This is a genomic window from Pseudomonas sp. SJZ074, from assembly GCF_007828215.1.
Lineage (GTDB): Bacteria > Pseudomonadota > Gammaproteobacteria > Pseudomonadales > Pseudomonadaceae > Aquipseudomonas.
Genome location: NZ_VIUE01000003.1, coordinates 57,545 through 76,042 on the forward strand (window position 1 = coordinate 57,545; position 18,498 = coordinate 76,042).

General features: G+C 61.1%; 10 protein-coding genes. 4 read left to right on the forward strand and 6 right to left on the reverse strand.

From position 1 onward, the window contains the following. Positions 1-128 precede the first annotated feature (128 nt). The 3 genes from purD (at position 129) to FBX99_RS04855 (ending at position 4,954) form a co-directional block, all read left to right on the forward strand. The gene (gene purD / locus FBX99_RS04845; RefSeq protein WP_145130797.1) at positions 129-1,424 is read left to right on the forward strand and encodes a phosphoribosylamine--glycine ligase; all 1,296 of its coding nucleotides are present in this window, start codon (positions 129-131) and stop codon (positions 1,422-1,424) included. Between the two features lie 99 nt (positions 1,425-1,523). Continuing rightward, positions 1,524-4,295 carry a hybrid sensor histidine kinase/response regulator gene (locus FBX99_RS04850; RefSeq protein WP_144928547.1) on the forward strand — a complete coding sequence of 924 codons (2,772 nt, stop codon included), beginning with the start codon at positions 1,524-1,526 and terminating at the stop codon, positions 4,293-4,295. Positions 4,296-4,357: 62 nt separating this feature from the next. Continuing rightward, complete coding sequence (locus tag FBX99_RS04855; RefSeq protein WP_041023824.1) at positions 4,358-4,954, forward strand: MarC family protein; 597 nt, start codon at positions 4,358-4,360, stop codon at positions 4,952-4,954. Between the two features lie 11 nt (positions 4,955-4,965). On the opposite strand, the gene FBX99_RS04860 is transcribed toward FBX99_RS04855, so the two are convergent. Next, positions 4,966-5,784 (reverse strand): hypothetical protein, encoded by an 819-nt coding sequence (locus FBX99_RS04860; RefSeq protein ID WP_144928545.1) that lies wholly within the window; start codon positions 5,782-5,784, stop codon positions 4,966-4,968. 214 nt (positions 5,785-5,998) lie between these two features. On the opposite strand from FBX99_RS04860, the gene FBX99_RS04865 reads away from it, so the two are divergent. Continuing rightward, positions 5,999-6,649 carry a hypothetical protein gene (locus tag FBX99_RS04865; protein ID WP_145130799.1) on the forward strand — a complete coding sequence of 217 codons (651 nt, stop codon included), beginning with the start codon at positions 5,999-6,001 and terminating at the stop codon, positions 6,647-6,649. A gap of 37 nt (positions 6,650-6,686) precedes the next feature. On the opposite strand, the gene FBX99_RS04870 is transcribed toward FBX99_RS04865, so the two are convergent. The 5 genes from FBX99_RS04870 to cobG all read right to left on the reverse strand — a co-directional run bounded on the left by FBX99_RS04870 (position 6,687) and on the right by cobG (position 18,415). Further along, complete coding sequence (locus FBX99_RS04870; protein ID WP_145130801.1) at positions 6,687-13,733, reverse strand: TcdA/TcdB pore-forming domain-containing protein; 7,047 nt, start codon at positions 13,731-13,733, stop codon at positions 6,687-6,689. A gap of 317 nt (positions 13,734-14,050) precedes the next feature. After that, positions 14,051-15,748, reverse strand: coding sequence for a precorrin-3B C(17)-methyltransferase (gene cobJ, locus FBX99_RS04875; protein WP_144928538.1), 1,698 nt, complete (start codon positions 15,746-15,748; stop codon positions 14,051-14,053). After that, positions 15,745-16,476: a precorrin-2 C(20)-methyltransferase gene (locus tag FBX99_RS04880; RefSeq protein ID WP_144928571.1), complete on the reverse strand. Its 732-nt coding sequence runs from the start codon at positions 16,474-16,476 to the stop codon at positions 15,745-15,747. The genes cobJ and FBX99_RS04880 overlap by 4 nt, the downstream gene beginning before the upstream one ends. After that, on the reverse strand, positions 16,476-17,102 hold the full coding sequence (locus FBX99_RS04885; RefSeq protein ID WP_024781417.1) for a precorrin-8X methylmutase: 627 nt from the start codon (positions 17,100-17,102) through the stop codon (positions 16,476-16,478). The genes FBX99_RS04880 and FBX99_RS04885 overlap by 1 nt, the downstream gene beginning before the upstream one ends. Then, positions 17,102-18,415, reverse strand: a complete 1,314-nt coding sequence (gene cobG / locus FBX99_RS04890) for a precorrin-3B synthase (RefSeq protein ID WP_306103458.1) — start codon at positions 18,413-18,415, stop codon at positions 17,102-17,104. Before cobG ends, FBX99_RS04885 begins: the two co-directional genes overlap by 1 nt. Positions 18,416-18,498: the final 83 nt, after the last annotated feature.

The following is an 18,498-nucleotide window of genomic DNA, read 5'->3' on the forward strand; positions in this document are numbered from 1 at the left end:
CAGGCAGATGTCGATCTTTTTACCGGTGCAGCCTTACTAATTCAAAGCCAAGAGCTGCAAACAAGAGTCACACGTATTAGCTCTTACTTGCAGCTTGTAGCTTGCAGCTTCTCCGAAGGAGTCTTTCTTTGAATGTTTTGATCATTGGCAGCGGCGGCCGTGAACATGCCCTGGCCTGGAAAGTGGCCCAGGATCCGCGTGTGCAGAAGGTCTTCGTGGCGCCGGGCAATGCCGGTACTGCCATCGAAGCCAAGTGCGAGAACGTCGCGATCGACGTGCTGGCCCTGGATAAACTGGCCGATTTCGCCGAAAAGAACGTCTCGCTGACCATCGTCGGCCCGGAAGTGCCGCTGGTCGCCGGCGTCGTCGACCTGTTCCGCTCCCGTGGCCTGGACTGCTTTGGTCCGACCGCCGGTGCCGCACAGCTGGAAGGCTCCAAAGCCTTCACCAAGGATTTCCTGGCCCGGCACAAGATTCCGACCGCTGACTACCAGAACTTCACCGAAATCGAGCCGGCCCTGGCCTACCTGCGGGAGAAAGGCGCTCCGATCGTGATCAAGGCCGATGGCCTGGCCGCCGGTAAAGGCGTGATCGTGGCCATGACCCTGGCCGAGGCCGAAGACGCCGTGCGCGACATGCTCGCTGGCAATGCCTTCGGTGACGCCGGTTCCCGGGTGGTGATCGAAGAGTTCCTCGACGGCGAGGAAGCCAGCTTCATCGTCATGGTCGACGGCAAGAACGTCCTGCCAATGGCCACCAGCCAGGACCACAAGCGCGTCGGCGACGGCGACAGTGGCCCGAACACCGGCGGCATGGGCGCCTATTCCCCGGCTCCGGTCGTCACGGCCGAGGTGCACCAGCGCGTCATGGACCAGGTGATCTGGCCGACCGTGCGCGGGATGGCCGAGGAAGGCAACGTCTACACGGGTTTCCTCTATGCTGGTCTGATGATCGACAAGGCTGGTAACCCAAAAGTCATCGAATTCAACTGCCGTTTCGGCGATCCTGAGACCCAGCCGGTGATGCTGCGCCTGCAATCGAGCCTGGTACTGCTGGTCGAAGCCGCACTGGCTCAGGCGCTGGACAAGGTCGAAGCCCAGTGGGACCCGCGCCCGAGCGTGGGTGTCGTCCTGGCAGCCGGCGGCTATCCGGGCGACTACGCCAAGGGCAGCGCGATCCATGGCCTGGAAGCCGCAGCCCAGCTGGAAGGCAAGGTATTCCACGCCGGGACCGCGCTGAAGGATGGCCAGGTCGTCACCGCCGGCGGTCGCGTATTGTGCGCTACCGCCATGGGCACCAGTGTCGACGCCGCCCAGCAGCAGGCCTACAAGCTTGCGGCCGAGATCGATTGGGCAGGTTGCTTCTACCGTAAGGACATCGGCTATCGTGCCATTGCCCGCGAGCGTGGCGAAAATCTGCAATAACCCGGCCTTTCAGCCAGGCAGGGCTTCGTGGCCCTTGCCTGTCTGTCAGGGCGCCGCGCATAGTTATAATCTGGCATCAACCTACGAAGGGATTTCGCCGTGCGCTGGCTCAGGATCGCCATAGGCTTTATCGTCACCCTGCTGACGCTGCTCATGCTCCCGGCCCAAGCCGCGCCAGGCAGTGGCTGGGCGGTATTGCTCGACGAACAGGGCGACCTGAAGCTGAGCGACATCCGTTCCGCCCGTTACACCAATCAATTCAGCCCCATCGACCTCGACCGTCTCCAGGCCGCCGAGCCCGATGGAGCACTGTGGCTGCGCTTCCGACTGGCTCCCGACAAGCATGAACAGATCCTGCGCATCTTCGCGCCCGACCTGTCGCGCCTGAACCTCTATGTGCTGGACGGCGAGGCCCTGGTCGACCAGCAGGTCACCGGCAATGCCCTGCCCCGCAGCGAACATTCGGTGCCGAGCAGCGATTTCATGCTGGCCCTGCCCCGCAGCGACAAACCGCTGGACGTCTACCTGCGCTTGGCATCCCGGCACGAACTGCGCCCGTACATCACCCTGCAGCCGGCAATCATGGCGGCGGCGGATCAGAACCAGACCCTGATCTATGGCTTGCTGTTCGGCTGCATCGCCATGCTGATCCTGCACAACCTCACCCGCTACGCCTACACCCGCTCACGCAGTTGCCTGTGGCTGGCGGCTTGCGAGGGGCTGCTGATGCTGAGCCTGGCCCTGTTGCTGAACCTGGCGGGGGGCTGGCTGCCCGACTGGCCGGCGGTGCAGACACCGGGCGCCTACCTGGCCCTGTTGCTGACCGCGCCTTGCGGCCTGATGTTCGCCTACCGTTTCTTTGCGCCCCTGGGACCGCATCCGCTGAACCGACTGCTGCTGGGGGACATCGTCTTCATCATGCTGTGCAGTCTGTTGCTGTTGTTCGTCAACACCTTGCCGCTCAATATCATGACCTATGCGCTGGTGGCCCTGGCCGGCCTGAGCATGCTGTTCGTCAGCGCCTGGCACTGGCAGAAGGGGTATCGCCCGGCACGGCTGTTTGTCGCGGCCATGGTGGTTTTCAACCTGGGCACGCTGATCATCCTGCCGGCCCTGCAAGGCCTCACGGAGGTCGCTCCCCAAGGCCTGATTGTCACATTGCTGGTATTCATCTGCATCAGCGGCCTGTTGATGAGTGTCGCCTTGGGCGAACGCCAGCGCTCTATCAACGAGAGCCGTTTCAGCATCAGTCGCGACCTCGCCGCGAGCAATGCCGAGATCAACGCCAAGGCGGAATTCCTGGCCAAGATCAGCCATGAGATCCGTACTCCGATGAACGGCGTGCTGGGCATGACCGAACTGCTGCTGGGCACGCCGCTGTCGGTCAAGCAGCGCGACTATGTGCAGACCATCCACAGCGCCGGCAACGAGTTGCTGACGCTGATCAATGAGATCCTCGACATTTCCCGGCTCGAATCCGGCCAGATCGAACTGGACGATGTGCAGTTCGATCTCAATGCGTTGATCGAGGATTGCCTGAGCATCTTCCGCGCCAAGGCCGAGCAGCAGAATGTCGAACTGATCAGCTTCATCCAGCCTCAGGTACCAAGGGTGATCAGCGGTGATCCGACGAGGCTGCGCCAAGCGTTACTGAGCCTGCTGGAAAACGCCTTGAAAAAGACCGACGAGGGCGAGGTACTGATCGTCGTCGCCCTCGACGAGCGCAGCAGCGAACCGCGCCTGCGCATCGCCGTGCAGGACAGCGGATTGCCCATGGACGCCGAAGAGCGCGACACGCTCATGCACGCGGAACTGCACAGCAAGAATTTCCTGTCGGCCACACGCCTGGGCGGCAACCTGGGCCTGGTCATCGCCCGCCAATTGATCATGCTGATGCACGGCGAGTTCGGCATCAAGAGCGGAAGCAACCAGGGCAGCACCTTGTGGCTGACCCTGCCGCTGGACCCGGATCGCCTGGAGCATCCGACCTCCGATCTCGACAGTCCGCTGCAAGGCGCCCGGGTACTGGTGGTCGACGACAACGAGACCTGTCGCAAGGTGCTGGTGCAACAATGCAGCGCCTGGGGCTTGAATGTCAGCGCGGTGCCATCGGGCAAGGAAGCCCTGGCGCTGCTACGCACCAAGGCTCACCTGCGGGATTATTTCGACGTGGTGCTGCTGGACCAGAACATGCCCGGCATGACCGGCATGCAACTGGCGGCCAAGATCAAGGAAGACCCGAGCCTGAACCACGACATCCTGTTGATCATGCTCACCGGCATCAGTAATGCACCGAGCAAGATCGTGGCGCGCAACAGCGGCGTCAAGCGCATCCTCGCCAAACCGGTGGCCGGCTATACCCTCAAGACCACCCTCGCGGACGAACTGAACCAGCGCAACAGAGGCCATGCCCCCAATATTCCATTGAATGCCGGTCCCGCCGCACCGGTGAAAGTTCCCAGTGACTTCCGCATCCTGGTGGCTGAAGACAACAGCATTTCCACCAAGGTCATCCGCGGCATGCTCGGCAAGCTCAACCTGCAACCCGACACCGCCAGTAACGGCGAGGAAGCCCTCAAGGCCATGAAGGAACGGCGTTACGACCTGGTCCTGATGGATTGTGAAATGCCCATTCTCGATGGGTTTTCCGCCACCCAGCAGCTGCGAGCCTGGGAAATGGGCAACCAGCGGACCCGTACGCCCATCGTAGCGCTCACCGCCCACATCCTGGCCGAGCACAAGGAGCGGGCCCGTCAGGCCGGGATGGACGGCCACATGGCCAAACCGGTGGAGTTGTCGCAACTGCGCGAGCTGATCGAGCATTGGGTGGCGCAACGCGAACAACAGAACCGCACGGCGCAAACGTCCTGAGCCGACAGACGTCACTCTGCCTGATAGACTTCCGTCCTCTTCTTCCGCCCTGAGCCCCGACCATGCTCCATGTGCTGTTCAGCGTTTACCTGAAGATGCTGGTGCTCTACAGCCCCTTCTTCGTTTTGTCGTGTTTTATCGGCCTGACCCGCGGCTATTCGCGCAAGGAGCAGCGACGCCTGGCCTGGAAGGTCGCCATCGCGACGCTGGTCTCCAGCGTCTTGCTGTATTTGTTCGGGCGGGTGATTTTCAGTGTATTCGGCATCACCGTGGATGCGTTCCGTATCGGCGCCGGCAGCGTGCTGTTCATTTCGGCGCTGGGCATGGCCCAAGGCAAGTCGGCGGTACAGACCGACAGTGTCCAGCAGGACGTGACCATCGTCCCGCTGACCATTCCGTTGACCGTTGGCCCCGGTACCATCGGCGCGCTGCTGGTGATGGGCGTGAGTCAGCCGCACTGGGACGACAAACTCATGGCCATCATCAGCATCGCCCTGGCCAGCTTCACCGTCGGCGTCGTGCTCTACCTGTCCAGCCGTATCGAACGGATTCTGGGTGACCAGGGCTTGCAAATCGTCAGCCGCCTGATGGGGTTATTCGTCTGTGCATTGGCAGCACAGATCATCTTCACCGGCGTAAAAGGCTACCTGGCGCCATAGCCCCCTGCCCGTCAGCCTTGCTTGCGGCGGTTGAATCGTTTTCGCAGCACTTCCCTGCGATGTTCCCCCAGGTACTCCTCGATGTCCGACCTGAACTCCTCGTAACGAGCCGGGTTGAACGTTACGAAGGATTTACCGCGAAAGATTTCCCGCGCCGACGATTGCCAGTTCACGAAAAGCACACCGCCGTTATTCGACGTTCCGGTCTGCCTGATCGAGGCGGACGAGGCGATCAGGATACCGTTGGCCAACTGCTCGCAGGGAATGACAGAGAGGCGAGCACCCTCGGGGGTCTTGACCTGGCTGTTGTACAGATTGAGGGTTTGCTTATCCTGCTTCAGCCCGTCGATCGTGGTATTCACCACGGTACCGAGCACCGACGCTGCCGGGACACTGGCCTTCACCCCATCGATGATCCCCTTGACGATATCGCTGATCACGAAGTCCATGTCCACGCGCTGGGAACTCTCGGAGTAGCGGGTATAGCCATCATCGGCAACGAAACAGCCGAGGTCATGCAGGCATCGGATAAACGCGTCATACCACGCCAGGGTGTTCTTGCCGCCCGGCACTTCGAAATTGGCCTCCATGATGGCCATGGTCATCAGGTTCTCCATGATCGCCATGTTGGTGAGCGACATGTTGGCGCCGTAGCCAACCAGCGCGTTACCCAACATCAGCGCGTCCAGGTCCTTGGTCGGGCTGTCCTGCAACGCTGCTGCTCGACGCACACGCCGGCCGGCAGAGACCAGTGCCTTGCGCCTGTTGATGCGTGCGCCGATCAGTTCAATACTCTGCTCAATACTTACTGCACTTTCAAACTGTTCCATATAACTTCCTTGGTTATGTAATGACCGCTCCTGCGGACAAACAACAATCTAATTTACCCTTCAGGCAAACCGCAACTTTCGGCCCATTACAGCGTATGTAGTTTTTCTGCTTTCCCGTGCCAGCAAACATTCGGATTTAAATCAGTGCAGGCACTCACTTGAATACGCCGACCATCGTTGTATTTATAAAAGACAACTTTGATGGAGATTCCCCATGAACGATCAATCACTGACCGGCCTGGTCACGGGCCCTAACCTGCTTTCCTATATCGAGATGCTTTCCCTGCAGGATCACAACGACATCGCGGACTGCAATAGCATTGCCACTCGATCAGCCGACCTTGGCCATAACCGCTACACCGACTCTAAAAACTGGTTCGAAGAGTATGTTCGCACCATGAATTTCCTCGGCTGGTCGCTGTATGACGACACCATCTTTACCCGCACCCAGCACCTTGTCTCGGGTTCGGTGGCAGACTTCCTGGTTCAGAGCGCCCACGCCATGAAGGACTCCCGGCAGGCGAACGCCATGATCGATACCCTCGATGCCTTGAAATCCGACCAGCCGGCAACGCTGTCCTTCGACAGGGAAACCCGGCAAGGCGAAACGTTTCAAATCATCCCAGCCCGCTACGACTCACGGAACAACGTCCATCTTGCCCTCTACAAGCTGGAGCTGAGCGTGGATATAAAAAAACACAACTTCCTATTCTGGGACTGGGAAAAACGCTCGGCAAAAATCATTCAGCAACAGGCATTCTTCAAACTGGACAGGAGCCTTCTGAACAGTAAAAGAGCCCTGATTAAAAAGAAGTTGGATGAACACCTCACGCGGCGATTCAATCTGAGAAGAATCGCCCCGTGAGCATCAACAACCTGGCCCCGCTTATTGGCTGGCCTGATTAATTCACTGCATTATTTTCCAGCGCCTTCGAGACGCTCAGCAACGCCTTCAGCGTGATGCTATTGCGCGGGTTCGGCTGGGCGTCCAGGCGCTGTATCAACTTGGAAACGGCATAGCGTCGATGGTCCTCGAAACTGAGCACCACTTCACCCCGCAAGTTGATATCGCGGGCGTACACTTCACGAATAATCACACTGTGCCCGCTGTCAGGATCGATGATCACCAAGTGCTCATCGACAATGCTCAGCAACAGTCTGTCCGGGTCAGACAGTTCCCAGATCAACTTGCCTTCGGCAGACACACCATCCAGGGGAGGTCGGCAGTCGAGAACGACCGATTCGAGCCTCAGCCAGGCCTCCTTCGTCAGCCGGTAACTCGCGCCCCCCTGCCCCATGCGCAGAACCAAGGTCGTGACATCGTCCGGCAGCAGATCATCGATCTTCATCTTTTCCCCGCCGATGATCAATACCTCGCCATCACGTTGGACGTAGCCGAGGGGCCCCGCCTCTTCCATAGCTGGGTAGCTCAACAACTTGCCATCGCTGTGTTCATAAAGCAGTACGTTGTCCTGCCGCTGGGTTCCCAGTAAATCGAAGGCCCTTGGGATCTTGGTCCTGGATACTCGAATCAAGCGTTTGCGCTCAGTGACGAACCATTGCAGGTCATCGGGATCCTCCACGCTCAGCAACGCGCTACGAAACGGCTGGTCCGCCAATTGCTCGAGCCTCTCCTGCGTCCGGTCACCCTGGGCAACGACCCATTCTTGAGTCACGCCCGTGAGCAACGCTGGCTCACGATTGCGCAGCGAAACCACCACGCCTTCGGGCGTCACGCCACGCAGTCCGGTACCTTCGACCGTCACCTCGACAAATCGCCAGGGTGCCCATTCACGCTGCGCCTTGGGTAACGCGTCAGCCTGCAACACTTGCGTGCCCTGTCCAAAGATCGACTCAAGCTGCTGCGGATCGATGAACGCCTGACGATAAACCTCACCCTGGGACACATCGAATAGCCAGGCCGCCTCGCCATCCGGCGTGACGCTCAGCAGGCGCATTTCCTTCCCATACCCCGGCTCAGCCAACAACAGCCTGTTGTCGATGTACCAGGCACACAACTTCGCGTCACCGCTATAGTTCATCAGTCCGACAAGGGCCAGACATTCGGTGGAGCTTCGTCGGGCCAGTGGTTCCAATGCAGACCACCAATGTGCCCGATCCTTGAACCATGGCGCGTTCATGCCTCCCAGGCTCAGTTCGCCCTGGTCCGTGAGGGTGTAGAACAGTCCGTCGGAAGTCAGCACCAGGTAGCCTGCGTCGATGGCGATGATATTTTCCAGCTTCTCGTATTGTTTCCACTTGCTCGACCATTGCCACTTCCCTGCCACGAGGGTGCGTCGCCGGCGGCACAGTTCCTTTCTGAGCCTGTCGTATACGATGAACACGTCACTACCGTCCTTCGGCGTGAGTAAGGTCAGATCCGTCATGTTCTTGATCGAGTCCGGCCAGCCACGCAGATGGTTGTGTTTCGGCGCGGGGCGGATGATCAGCTGGTCACTGCGGCGAACCCAGGCCATGTCTCGCCACTGCGCGTCGATTGCCCAGCAGACCGAAACAAAGGGCGCCGGCTGCCAATTGACGGTGACGTACGTAGCCTCGTTATCGATATACGGTGTGAAGGGGTAATCGCTGCCCAGAACCTGGGTCCAGTCGGCCAGTGTTTCGTTGGCACTGAAGACCGACTCCAACGCAGCCCCCTCTTCCCGAGTCACCGAACTCAGCAGCAATTGCCCATCATGGATGACATAGACCAGTACATCGCGGGTCTGGTCTGCGCGGGTGATCTGCTGCTCGACATGGACCACCCCTTGGGCGTCCGCCTCGACGCTGCGGATGGTGGTCGCCGCATTCTTTGCGCTCCGTAACCAATAACGATGAGTCAACAGTCCGGTATTCGCATTGACTTGCCAAATGATCAGGCCCTTCGGTTCATAGAAATAGGCACTGTCGCCTGCCACAGCCCCCAGCAGCACGTCATCGGTACCGGGTATCTCGTCACGGATGTACAGGAAACGGTCCTCCTTCGCGTCATACCAGGCCGTGACATAACGGGGTTCGTCAGGCTTCTCGAAGGGAACCAGGTAGCGATGGACCGGCGTGTAGGGCATCACCAGGCGATGACCTTGCGCCAGGCGTTTGAGGTGTGGCTGCAATGCCTGTCGATCCATGCCCGCAGGCACGTCCTGCTCGATGAGGGTGAGTTTGCGCTCGCCCAGCTCGACCTGGAACACTTGATTGCCAGCGATCCGCAGCAGCACGTCATGAAGGCCCGTTCCCGTGAAGCTCACCTGGACAGCACCCACGAACAGTTTCGCATGGCGCTCGATCCGGATGTCGCCTTCATTGGCCCAAGGTGCATCCAGCACCCAACCCGACCGCTGTCGGTTCAACGACTCGAATGTGAGGCTCACGCCGGGGTTGAGTCCCACTGCGCAGCGCTTGCCCGCGCCTTGGATCCGGTAGCTGATTTTTCCGTGCCACGCCGTTGGGAGCACCGGCACCAACAGCGAACGCTCGGTCTCATCGAGCAATACATCGATCACGGTTGGCCGATAGTCCGGGAGCATGCGGTACAGAATGTAGTCGCTCGGAAACGAATAAAAGGAAAACAGGAACAGCCATCCGCCATCCGCCTTCTTTTTCTCCAACCGCCGTGCCGTGTCGAATCCGGTGTCATGACGCAAGCTCGCGAATGGCAGTGCCTTGTACTCATAGCGGTAACAGGTTTTCGGCACGCAAGGCAGTACGATGGCCTGGCCGGCGGACGGGGTGAACCTGACTCGATCGGTCAGACGCAACTCCCGACGGATATCGATCGCCTGGTCATAATCGTCATCGAACGTCGGGACGCCGAAATGGTCCCGCAATGGATAAAGCCTCGGGCTGTCCAGCGCCAGTTCGCCGCGAGCCAGGTCCAACGTGCCGACGATCAGCGACGGACGTGGCAACCAGCCCTCGCTGCGAGCGTCAAACCGATAGGCCTGGAGATGGGCCTTGGTCTGTTCGTCGAAAAACAGCCCGACCTGCTTGGCCTCTTCGGCGATGGCAGCGAACCCCTGGGCCACGGCCGTCACCCCGACCGCCAAGCCGCCCAGGATCACGGAAGCCCCGCCAAGAAACGCTCCTGCAGTGGTGACGCCGACCGTGAGCGCTCCCGCCGACAACACCAGCCCGGCCGAATCGAAGGCCAGTTGAGTGCCGAACCGGGTGCGTTCGATCTCACTGGATGCAGTAGACAACTGGTAGATATCGAATCCGACATTCGCCAGTTGCAGCAGGCCTCCGGTCGCCTCGCTCACGCTGGATCCCACCGCCGCCTTGACCACAGGCGCAACAGTGCGAGCAATCAATTTCTCTTCCGCCAACGCCTGCCGGACCAGGCCTACCAAGCCCGCTACATCGACCACATTGCCATGCGCCAGTTGTGCGTAATTGACATAGACATGCAGCCGTACCGCCAGGGACAAAGGACGGTCCGGCCCTTCCCGCTCGGCCAACGCGGACATCAGCGCCTGTATGCTGAAGCCGGCATTGAGGGTGTGGACGCTGCCCACTTCGACAGGCTCGCTCGGGACCAAAGGTTTGTTGGCCAAGGTCAGAAAACGCTCTGACAGGTAGTTCTTGATCCGCAGGAGTCGGTGATCGTCGGAGGTGACCCGTACCAGCTGCCCGGGGTCTTTCGGATCGATCAGGTTGATCCGATACGACCCGTCCGAGGTGATTTCCAGGGTTTCGAACAGCGGCACAAGTTGCGGCGCCAGTCGGTTCTGCTGCCGAAGTTGGGTGGTGACCTCCGCAATCCGCTGTCCCCACCAGTGACCATCCAGCGCCAACAGGCTGCTGCCGAGCCGAGGATTGTCCATGAGCGATTGCCCGCGGGCACTGGCCAACCGCTGCCTGACAGGGGGTTGCGAATGTCCGGGCAAGGCACCCGGCTGCAGCAGCTCCGAGACCCGGATCGAACCGGGCAATAAGGTTTTCGACACCCGCTCACCGTCCAGTTCGATCAGCTCGAACGTCGGACGAGCCGCATCCCCGTACGCCGCGTAATGAACAGCCATTTGCTGCTGGATAAAAAACCGCTCCAGCGCCTGCCTGAATCGAGTGGCATGCTCGAACTCGAAGACGCCGAAATTCGGATCGTAGAAGTGATAGGTGCTGCGCTCGCCGTCGAAGGTTCTGGCCACCAGCATGGCGTGATTGTCGGAATTGAGCATCAACGTGCCGGTGGTCGTCCTGGCTTGCAGCGTCTCCACCACACGTTTCAGGTCCGAGCGCCCCAATGCGTTGCCGACGTCACTGAGTTGCACTTCGCGCAGCGCTTCCACACCTTGCAGGAATGTCACGCAATCACTTGCCTCGGGTTCTATGGCCCCCAGGTAGAAGCGCTCGCGCAGGGTGTTGACCGCCGCCTTCCCCTTCGCCATGGCCGCCGCCATGACCAGGGCCAGGGGATAGCAACGCCCGCCGACCCTCTCACCTTCACCCTGAAGCAGCAAGTCCTGAGGAACAAGCTTGATCGTGTCGGCTTCCAGGCCGTCCAGGACAGTCGCCAGGCGCTCGGTGATCCGAACGCGATACTCAAGCTTCGCCACCTGCTGGATCCGGGCGACGTGCCGCCCCCACTGACGCAATGTCAGCGGCTGCTCCAGCGCCTTCCTCTTCAATTCCAGGGCGGTTTCGGAATGCCCGGGCGGCTCACCGCCCGGGTCGGCCAGCCCGGCCTGGAAAGTCGGCGCCTGAAGCTTGAACAGCACGCGTTCGATCGTCGCGTAGTTGCCCGCGATGCCGCGCTCGTCGAGGTTATTGGCCAGGTTGTCCAGTTGTGGGCGAACCGCCTCGAAGCTGCGATTATCCAGCGCCTGCGCGCCGATCAACGCCCCTACCAGCAGGCGTTGCAGCGGACTCAATTGAGCCACTTCGAAACTGCCCTTGGCCAGACGGCCCAACAGTTCAACGATCGACAAGCGCTGGGTCTGTGCATCGCTCAAGGAGGCGGGGGGCAGCAACTTCGCGCTCTGATCGCGGATCGCCTGGCGCTCGGTAAAACCCAAGGCAATCGCCTTGTCGAAAATCACCAAGCCGGTATGACTGCGATTCATCATTGTCATGAAGGTATCACCCAGCTCATCGGCCAGATGCTGCAGCAGATCGGTGGATAGCACATGACGGCCTTCCAGCACCGGCCAGCCTTCATCGAACTGGAGCGAGCGGTACTTGAGCAGTTCGGCCATATCACCGGCATAACGGGCCGCGAAGCGGCCTTCCTTCCAACGTTTTTGCTCGTTGACGCGCCATTGCACGGTGTCGCTTTCGTTCTCTTTCCAGGAGTGGTCCTGCTCTTCCTCGGTGGCCAGGTTAACGGAGCCAACCGCCGGGATCGCGGCTTCCGCTCGCCACCGCTCAGCCGTTCGGGGCGTGAAATGCGTCTTCAGGTAAGCCGCCATGCCCTCGAGCATGGCGCCAGGTCCGGTCAGGTAGATCGTCACTTCGCTCTGGGGGCGGACTCCATCGCTGTAGTAGGTAGCGGCGGCCTGAATCAGCAAAGACGTGGTCATTTCCACTTCCGGCGGCAACTCACGCAAAGCACCAAATACCTGGCTCGCCGCCTGTTTTGCAACATCGGCCATGGCGTCGACATCGATAAAAGCAATGTTCTGCTCATCGGCCAGGCAAGCGGTGGCATCGACGATTTCATAGTTGAGCCTGAAACGATCGAGCACAGCCCTGAGCATCGCCGCCCCCGGGTGGGCCATCAGAAATGCGTTGCTCAATGATGTCCGTACGACAAGGGCACGCAGCTCGTAGGGACGAGCCAGACGTTCCACCGGCGTGCGAAAAACCCGATTCAACTCGGGTTTGCTGTCCGCGAAGACCTTGAGTGCCTCACGGCTTTCCAATGGAATCTGCTCCAGGTAGTCCATGTACTTGCTACGCAACGCCTGCCGGCCTGGCATCCATTCGGGGTTGCGATCAAGCAGCAACTGCAGCGTGCCCAGGAGCGCGTCGGTCTTGAAACCGCGAATGTCCACTGGGCCCAGTTTTTCCAGCAAGGGTGGCAGACCGTCGATGTCGGAATAACCGCCACCTTCGGTGAACAACGCTTCGGCGCGCACCACATCGGAGGCTGAGGCAAAATTGCCACGCAGGCTGATCTCGCGCTGGTAGATATCCTTCAGTTGAAGCGCTTCACCCCGGGCCAGATCACGCAAGGCCAGATTCCCTTCGGCCAGTGCCTGGAGGCTACGTCGGTTATCGGCCTTCAGGGTTTCGAGCCGCGCCTTGTCCTGACCATAGGCCCGAACCAACAAGTCCACCCTCGCGTCATCGGCACTGCCGCCGTTTTCCACCGCTTTCCTGATATGGGCATACATCTGTTGTTTGAGAACAATGACACGCTCTTCATAACGATCACCCAACTCAGATGCTTGGGTACTGTTCTCCCCACCGTTGAGCATGGCATCCGCCTTGGCGGCTTCGACAATAATCCGGTTGGTTTCATAGGCCAACAGCGCATCACTGTCATACCAGAGATAAAGTTGATGCCCCTCGGCGCTCATCACGCGCTTCCAGATATTGAGGTAGTCACGCTGAATAGCGCCAATACCTCCGCCGAGCCAGGCAAAGTGCAATTTTTTCGGCACTTCCGTGGCCGGTACTTTCAACTGTTCAAGACTGTTTTGAAGACGCGTTTCAAAGTTCTCCACCTGGTTTTGAATGCGCCCCAGGTCCACAGCAGCGGAGCCACCATCTGCTGCACGGCGCCGACGGCTGCCCTGCAATGCCGCCAGCGCCTGCTTGAGTAGCCCCAGCGGTTCCAACAAGTACGAGGCATCCTGCACGGCGATACAGCCGGAGTAATATCGGAGCACCGCATCATATTGATCATCGCCCTTGTAGGGCACTAATGCCTGTTCAAGATCCTTCTGTTTCAGTACACCCTTGAAATCGACATAACCATCCGTCGATGAAGACCTGCTTTCACTCATAACAACACTTCCATTTATCGTATATGAATACCGGAGCCACTCTCAGGCGACGGCAGCCCACATGTGCATCCAGCACCTGGGCATTTAAACTTTAAAGAATGCAACGCTCTCTATAAGCGCGGACGAAAGTAACCTAGCGCCTGGGTGCAACTCAACCAATAAGCAAACCAATAAATTTCCAAATAAAAAACCAACTTCATGTTACAGGCATAGCACGCCCGCAACTTGATGTCATAGACCGGTTAAATATAACCAAACCAATAAATAGCTAGTAGATTCGAGAAACGACGGCAGCCCGAACGGGCTGCCGGGTTGCGTCAGAGCGGCTTGCTGCCATACCAGCGCGGCGTGTACACCCACTGGCCACCGTCGGCACGGGGAAACACGCAGGTGGTCGAAGATCCGATTAGCACCATGGTGCGCATGTCCACCTGGTCCGGGGTCAACTGCCCCAGCGTCGTGACGCGCAGGGTCTGGCCCGGACGGCCAATGTCACGCCCCAGGACCACGGGCGTCTGCGCGGTTCGATGCTGGGCGACGATCTCCAGCGCCCGCCCCAGTTGCCAGGGCCTGGAACGGGAGATGGGGTTGTAGAAAGCCAGCGCGAGATCCGCTTGTGCCGCCAGGTCCAGGCGCTTCTCGATGATCGACCAGGGCTTGAGGTTGTCCGACAGCGACAACACGCAGAAGTCATGGCCCAGCGGCGCACCGGCCTGGGCGGCCGTGGCCAGGGAAGCCGAGACCCCCGGCAGGATCTGCAGGTCGACAGCGTGCCAATGGGCGTTAGTCGACTCATGCAGCGCTTCCAGCACTGCAGCCGCCATGGCGAACACCCCCGGATCACCGGACGACACCACCACCACGGAGCGTCCCTGGGCGGCCAGTTCGAAGGCGTGGCGGGCGCGTTGCAGCTCTTCGCGGTTGTCGGTGCAGTGCTGCACCTGATCGGGCCGAAATGGCCCGGCCATGCGCACATAGGTTTCGTAGCCCAGCACGTCGTTGGCGCGGTCGAGTTCGGCACGCACCGCCGGCACCATCAACTCGGCCGCGCCCGGACCCAGGCCGATCACCGCCAGGCGCCCCCGTGGTCGGCCGATGCGGTGCGGATCCAGGGGCTGTTCGGCCACCGCGATGGCCAGGCTGCCCATGCGCCGAATCGAGGCCGGCTGACCGAGGGCCTCGCTCAACCACTGTGCGATATCACCGCCGGCGCAAGCAAAGCGCAGCGGCACGCCCAGGCTCGCAGCGGCTTCGTGCAATGCTGGACGCGTCATGTCGCTGTCCGCCGCCAACACGCAAGCCAGCGATTGCACCGCGAGGCCAGCCTGTGTCAAGGCATCGCCAATGGCGGCTATGTCCGTCGTCCCGGCGTTCAGCGCCACCACGACGTTACGTGGATAGATACGTAATTCATCGACTGCGGGCACACCAGCAGCGCTGTCGATACGGATGGCCAGGCGCGCCTGTTGGTCCTGGGGCAAGTGCGCTTGATCCAGCCAGGGCGCGGCCCCTTCGATGCGCACCGGCTCACCGGCCAGCAGATCGGAAACAAAGCGCTTGCCCTGCTCCAGATCGTCGAGACGGTAGCCGCTCGGTGGATTGAGCAGGCAGGTGCCGAAACGCAATTCGCCACTGGTGGTGATCGCCGGGGCGACTTGCAGGGTGCTCGCTATTTCCCGGGCCATGACGTTGACCCCGCCCAGGCCACCGAGCAATGGCACCACGGCGCTGCCGTCCTCGGCCACTGCCAGCACGGCGGGCTCCACGCCTTTTTCCAGCAGCAGCGGCGCCAGGGTACGGATGACGATGCCCGCCGCGCACAGGGCGATGATGGGCGTGTCCTGCTGATAGAGCTCGCGCAACGTCGCGCCGAATTCCAGGTACTGACGGTCCGCGCCCTCGACCCGCCCGGCCAGGCCGTGGATCAAGGCGCCGGGATAGCACTGCTGGATCCGCCGGGCCGTTGCGAGGCTGCCCGGGCCGAGGATGACGATTGCCGGTGCCTTAGAGATCATCCCTGCCACCGTTCACCCGGCACGATGATCAACGAAAAATACGGCGAGGACATCGGTTCGACCTCATCCAACGGCACGATTTTCTGATTGGCCATGGTCGCCCGTTCGACGTACAACGCCCGGCTATCCAGGCCCAGTTCCCCGAGCACCTGGCGGACCTTGGGAAAATTGCGCCCCAGCTTCATGATCACCGCCGCATCGGCATCGGCCAGTCGGCGTTTGAGTTCGTCATGGGGCAGCACGCCGGAGAGCACCGACAGGCTCTGGTTGCGATACACCAGCGGCGCGCCGAGCACCGAGGCACCGCCCAGCATCGAGCAGACGCCGGGAATGACTTCGGCGTCGTAGCGCTCGGCCAGACGATCGTGCAGGTACATGTAGGAACCGTAGAAGAACGGATCACCCTCGCAGATCACCGCCACGTCGCGACCGGCATCCAGATGCACGGCCACCTGTTCGGCGGCGGTGTCATAGAAGTCGGCGATCACCTGCTCATAGGACAGCGGCGCCGGCAACACTTCAGTGGTGACCGGGTAGACCAGCGGCATCAGCGTTTGCGCCTCTTGCAGGTGCATTTCGATGATCCCGAAGGCGTTGCCTTTCTTGCCCTTGGCGACGAAGTAAGCCACCACAGGAGACTCACGCAACAGGCGCAGGGCCTTGAGGGTAATCAGTTCCGGGTCACCGGGGCCCACACCGAGGCCGATCAGACGTCCACGCTGCTGCATCATTCAATCTCCGTAGCGAGGGCATTGACGGCGGCCGCAGCCATGGCGCTGCCACCGAGTCGGCCTTGCATGATCACGAACGGCACGCCACGGCTGTTGGCCGCCAACATTGCCTTGGATTCGGCGGCGCCGACGAACCCCACGGGAAAGCCCAGGATCAATGCGGGTTTCGGTGCGCCGGCGTCGAGCATTTCCAGCAGGTAGAACAGCGCGGTGGGCGCATTGCCGATCACCACGACACTGCCTTCCAGATGCGGACGCCACAACTCCAGGGCCGCTGCCGAACGGGTGTTGCCCAATTCACGGGCCAACTGCGGCACGCTCTCGTCGCGCAAGGTGCAGATCACCGGGTTGTTGGCCGGCAGGCGGGCACGGGTCACGCCTTCGCTGACCATTCGCGCATCACACAGGATCGGCGCACCGGCGGCGAGCGCCTGGCGCCCGGCCGTGCCCGCGCCCTCGGAAAACTGCAGCCCGTCGACGGCCTCGACCATGCCGCAGGCGTGGATCACCCGTACTGCGAGTTTTTCCAGATCGGCCGGAATGCGCGCCAGGTTGGCCTCGGCGCGAATGATCGCGAAGGAGTTGCGATAGATCTCCTGACCGTCGCGGATGTAATCAAGCATCAAGTGGGACTCCGGGGGCGAGCGTCGAGCCATTGGCCGACCGCTTCAATAGTCAGATTGTGCGCCTGCAACGCGCCGAAACCCGGCTGCGTGGCCTCGCGAAAATACAGGTCGTAACGACCGGGGGCGACCGCCAGCAAGGTGACGGGCGCGATATGGGCCGCCGCACAGGAACGCGGGCAGCCGGACAAATGGACTTTCAGCGCGCCGTCCTGATGCTGCAGCAGCCCAGCCAACCGCCGGGCATCGGCTTTGGTATCTGCCAGGGCTTTACCGCAACAGCTGGAGCCCGTGCAGGCAACAAGCTGCGCCAACGGCTGGTCGACCGAGCACAGCAGGCCCAGGCCTTCGAGCCGCGCCAGCACCTCGTTTGCATCTTTGCCGCTGACGTTGGGCAGCAACAGGCTTTGCCAGGGCGTGAAGCGCAGACTGCCGTCACCCTTCTCCCGCGCCAGTCGCGCCGCGCCTCGTAGCATACCGGCGTCGAGCCGGCCAAGGGGCGCCGCAGCGCCGACGTAGAACCGATCGTCGTGCTGGAGGTGAATGCCAAGGTGCAGCCCGTCGCCGGCCGCGCTGCGCTGCCAATCGAGGCAAGATTGCACCGGCATGCGGTGGGCCAGTTGTGCAATCAGTTCACTCTGGGGGATTTCGGCCAGCAGATGACGCATGCGGGTCTGGTCCGGACGGGCCAGGTCGAGAAACAGCTCCAGCACCGCCACCACCAGGGCATGCCCCTGGGCCAGCGGCACGCTGCCGGCCGGTTGATCCAGCGGGGTGCCGGCCAGGCCGAAGGCCAGCCAGGGTTCGCCTCGCTGGAAAAAAGCGGACAGCCACAGGTCATGGGGGTGTTCAAGCATCGCCATGGCCTCGCCGCCATCCAATTGCACGGCGAACTTGGCCGACAGCTCATGGAAGCGATCATGGGTTTGCAAAGTGAACAGAATCTGCTCGGCCAATGGCCGGGTATCGACCCGCATCTGCCGGTCGATACCTGCCGACGGGCTGAGCATCAGGTTGCGCACGTCATCGCCGGCCGGTTTGCGCGGGCCAAGCCCGGCGGCCAGCAATTGCTCGATCAACGCCCCATGCCCGGGGCCAATGCCACGGATCTGCAGGTTGCCGCGGTTGGTCGCCTCGATCACGCCACCGGCGAACCCCTCGGCCGCCGACGCCACGGCCTCGGCCTGATCCGCACGGATGGCACCGCCGTCGAGCTTGATCCGACAGATCCCGCCATCCAGCGCCTGGACAACACGCAACAACCCCGGACAACCCGAGGGGCGGATGACGTTGGAGGATAGACGTTCGTTCAAGGGCAGACCGAAAGATAGACACGCCATGACGGCGAAGGACCGCCATTATGCCTGCTTTGCCAGGGGGCATGAAAAGCTTGCTG

What these genes read in the sequence shown, in the direction of transcription:
- FBX99_RS04855 (WP_041023824.1), top strand. Translation starts at nt 4,358, where the DNA reads ATGCTCCATGTGCTGTTCAGCGTTTACCTGAAGATGCTGGTGCTCTAC.
- FBX99_RS04860 (WP_144928545.1), bottom strand. Translation starts at nt 5,784, where the DNA reads ATGGAACAGTTTGAAAGTGCAGTAAGTATTGAGCAGAGTATTGAACTG.
- FBX99_RS04865 (WP_145130799.1), top strand. Translation starts at nt 5,999, where the DNA reads ATGAACGATCAATCACTGACCGGCCTGGTCACGGGCCCTAACCTGCTT.
- FBX99_RS04870 (WP_145130801.1), bottom strand. Translation starts at nt 13,733, where the DNA reads ATGAGTGAAAGCAGGTCTTCATCGACGGATGGTTATGTCGATTTCAAG.
- cobJ (WP_144928538.1), bottom strand. Translation starts at nt 15,748, where the DNA reads ATGATCTCTAAGGCACCGGCAATCGTCATCCTCGGCCCGGGCAGCCTC.
- FBX99_RS04880 (WP_144928571.1), bottom strand. Translation starts at nt 16,476, where the DNA reads ATGCAGCAGCGTGGACGTCTGATCGGCCTCGGTGTGGGCCCCGGTGAC.
- FBX99_RS04885 (WP_024781417.1), bottom strand. Translation starts at nt 17,102, where the DNA reads ATGCTTGATTACATCCGCGACGGTCAGGAGATCTATCGCAACTCCTTC.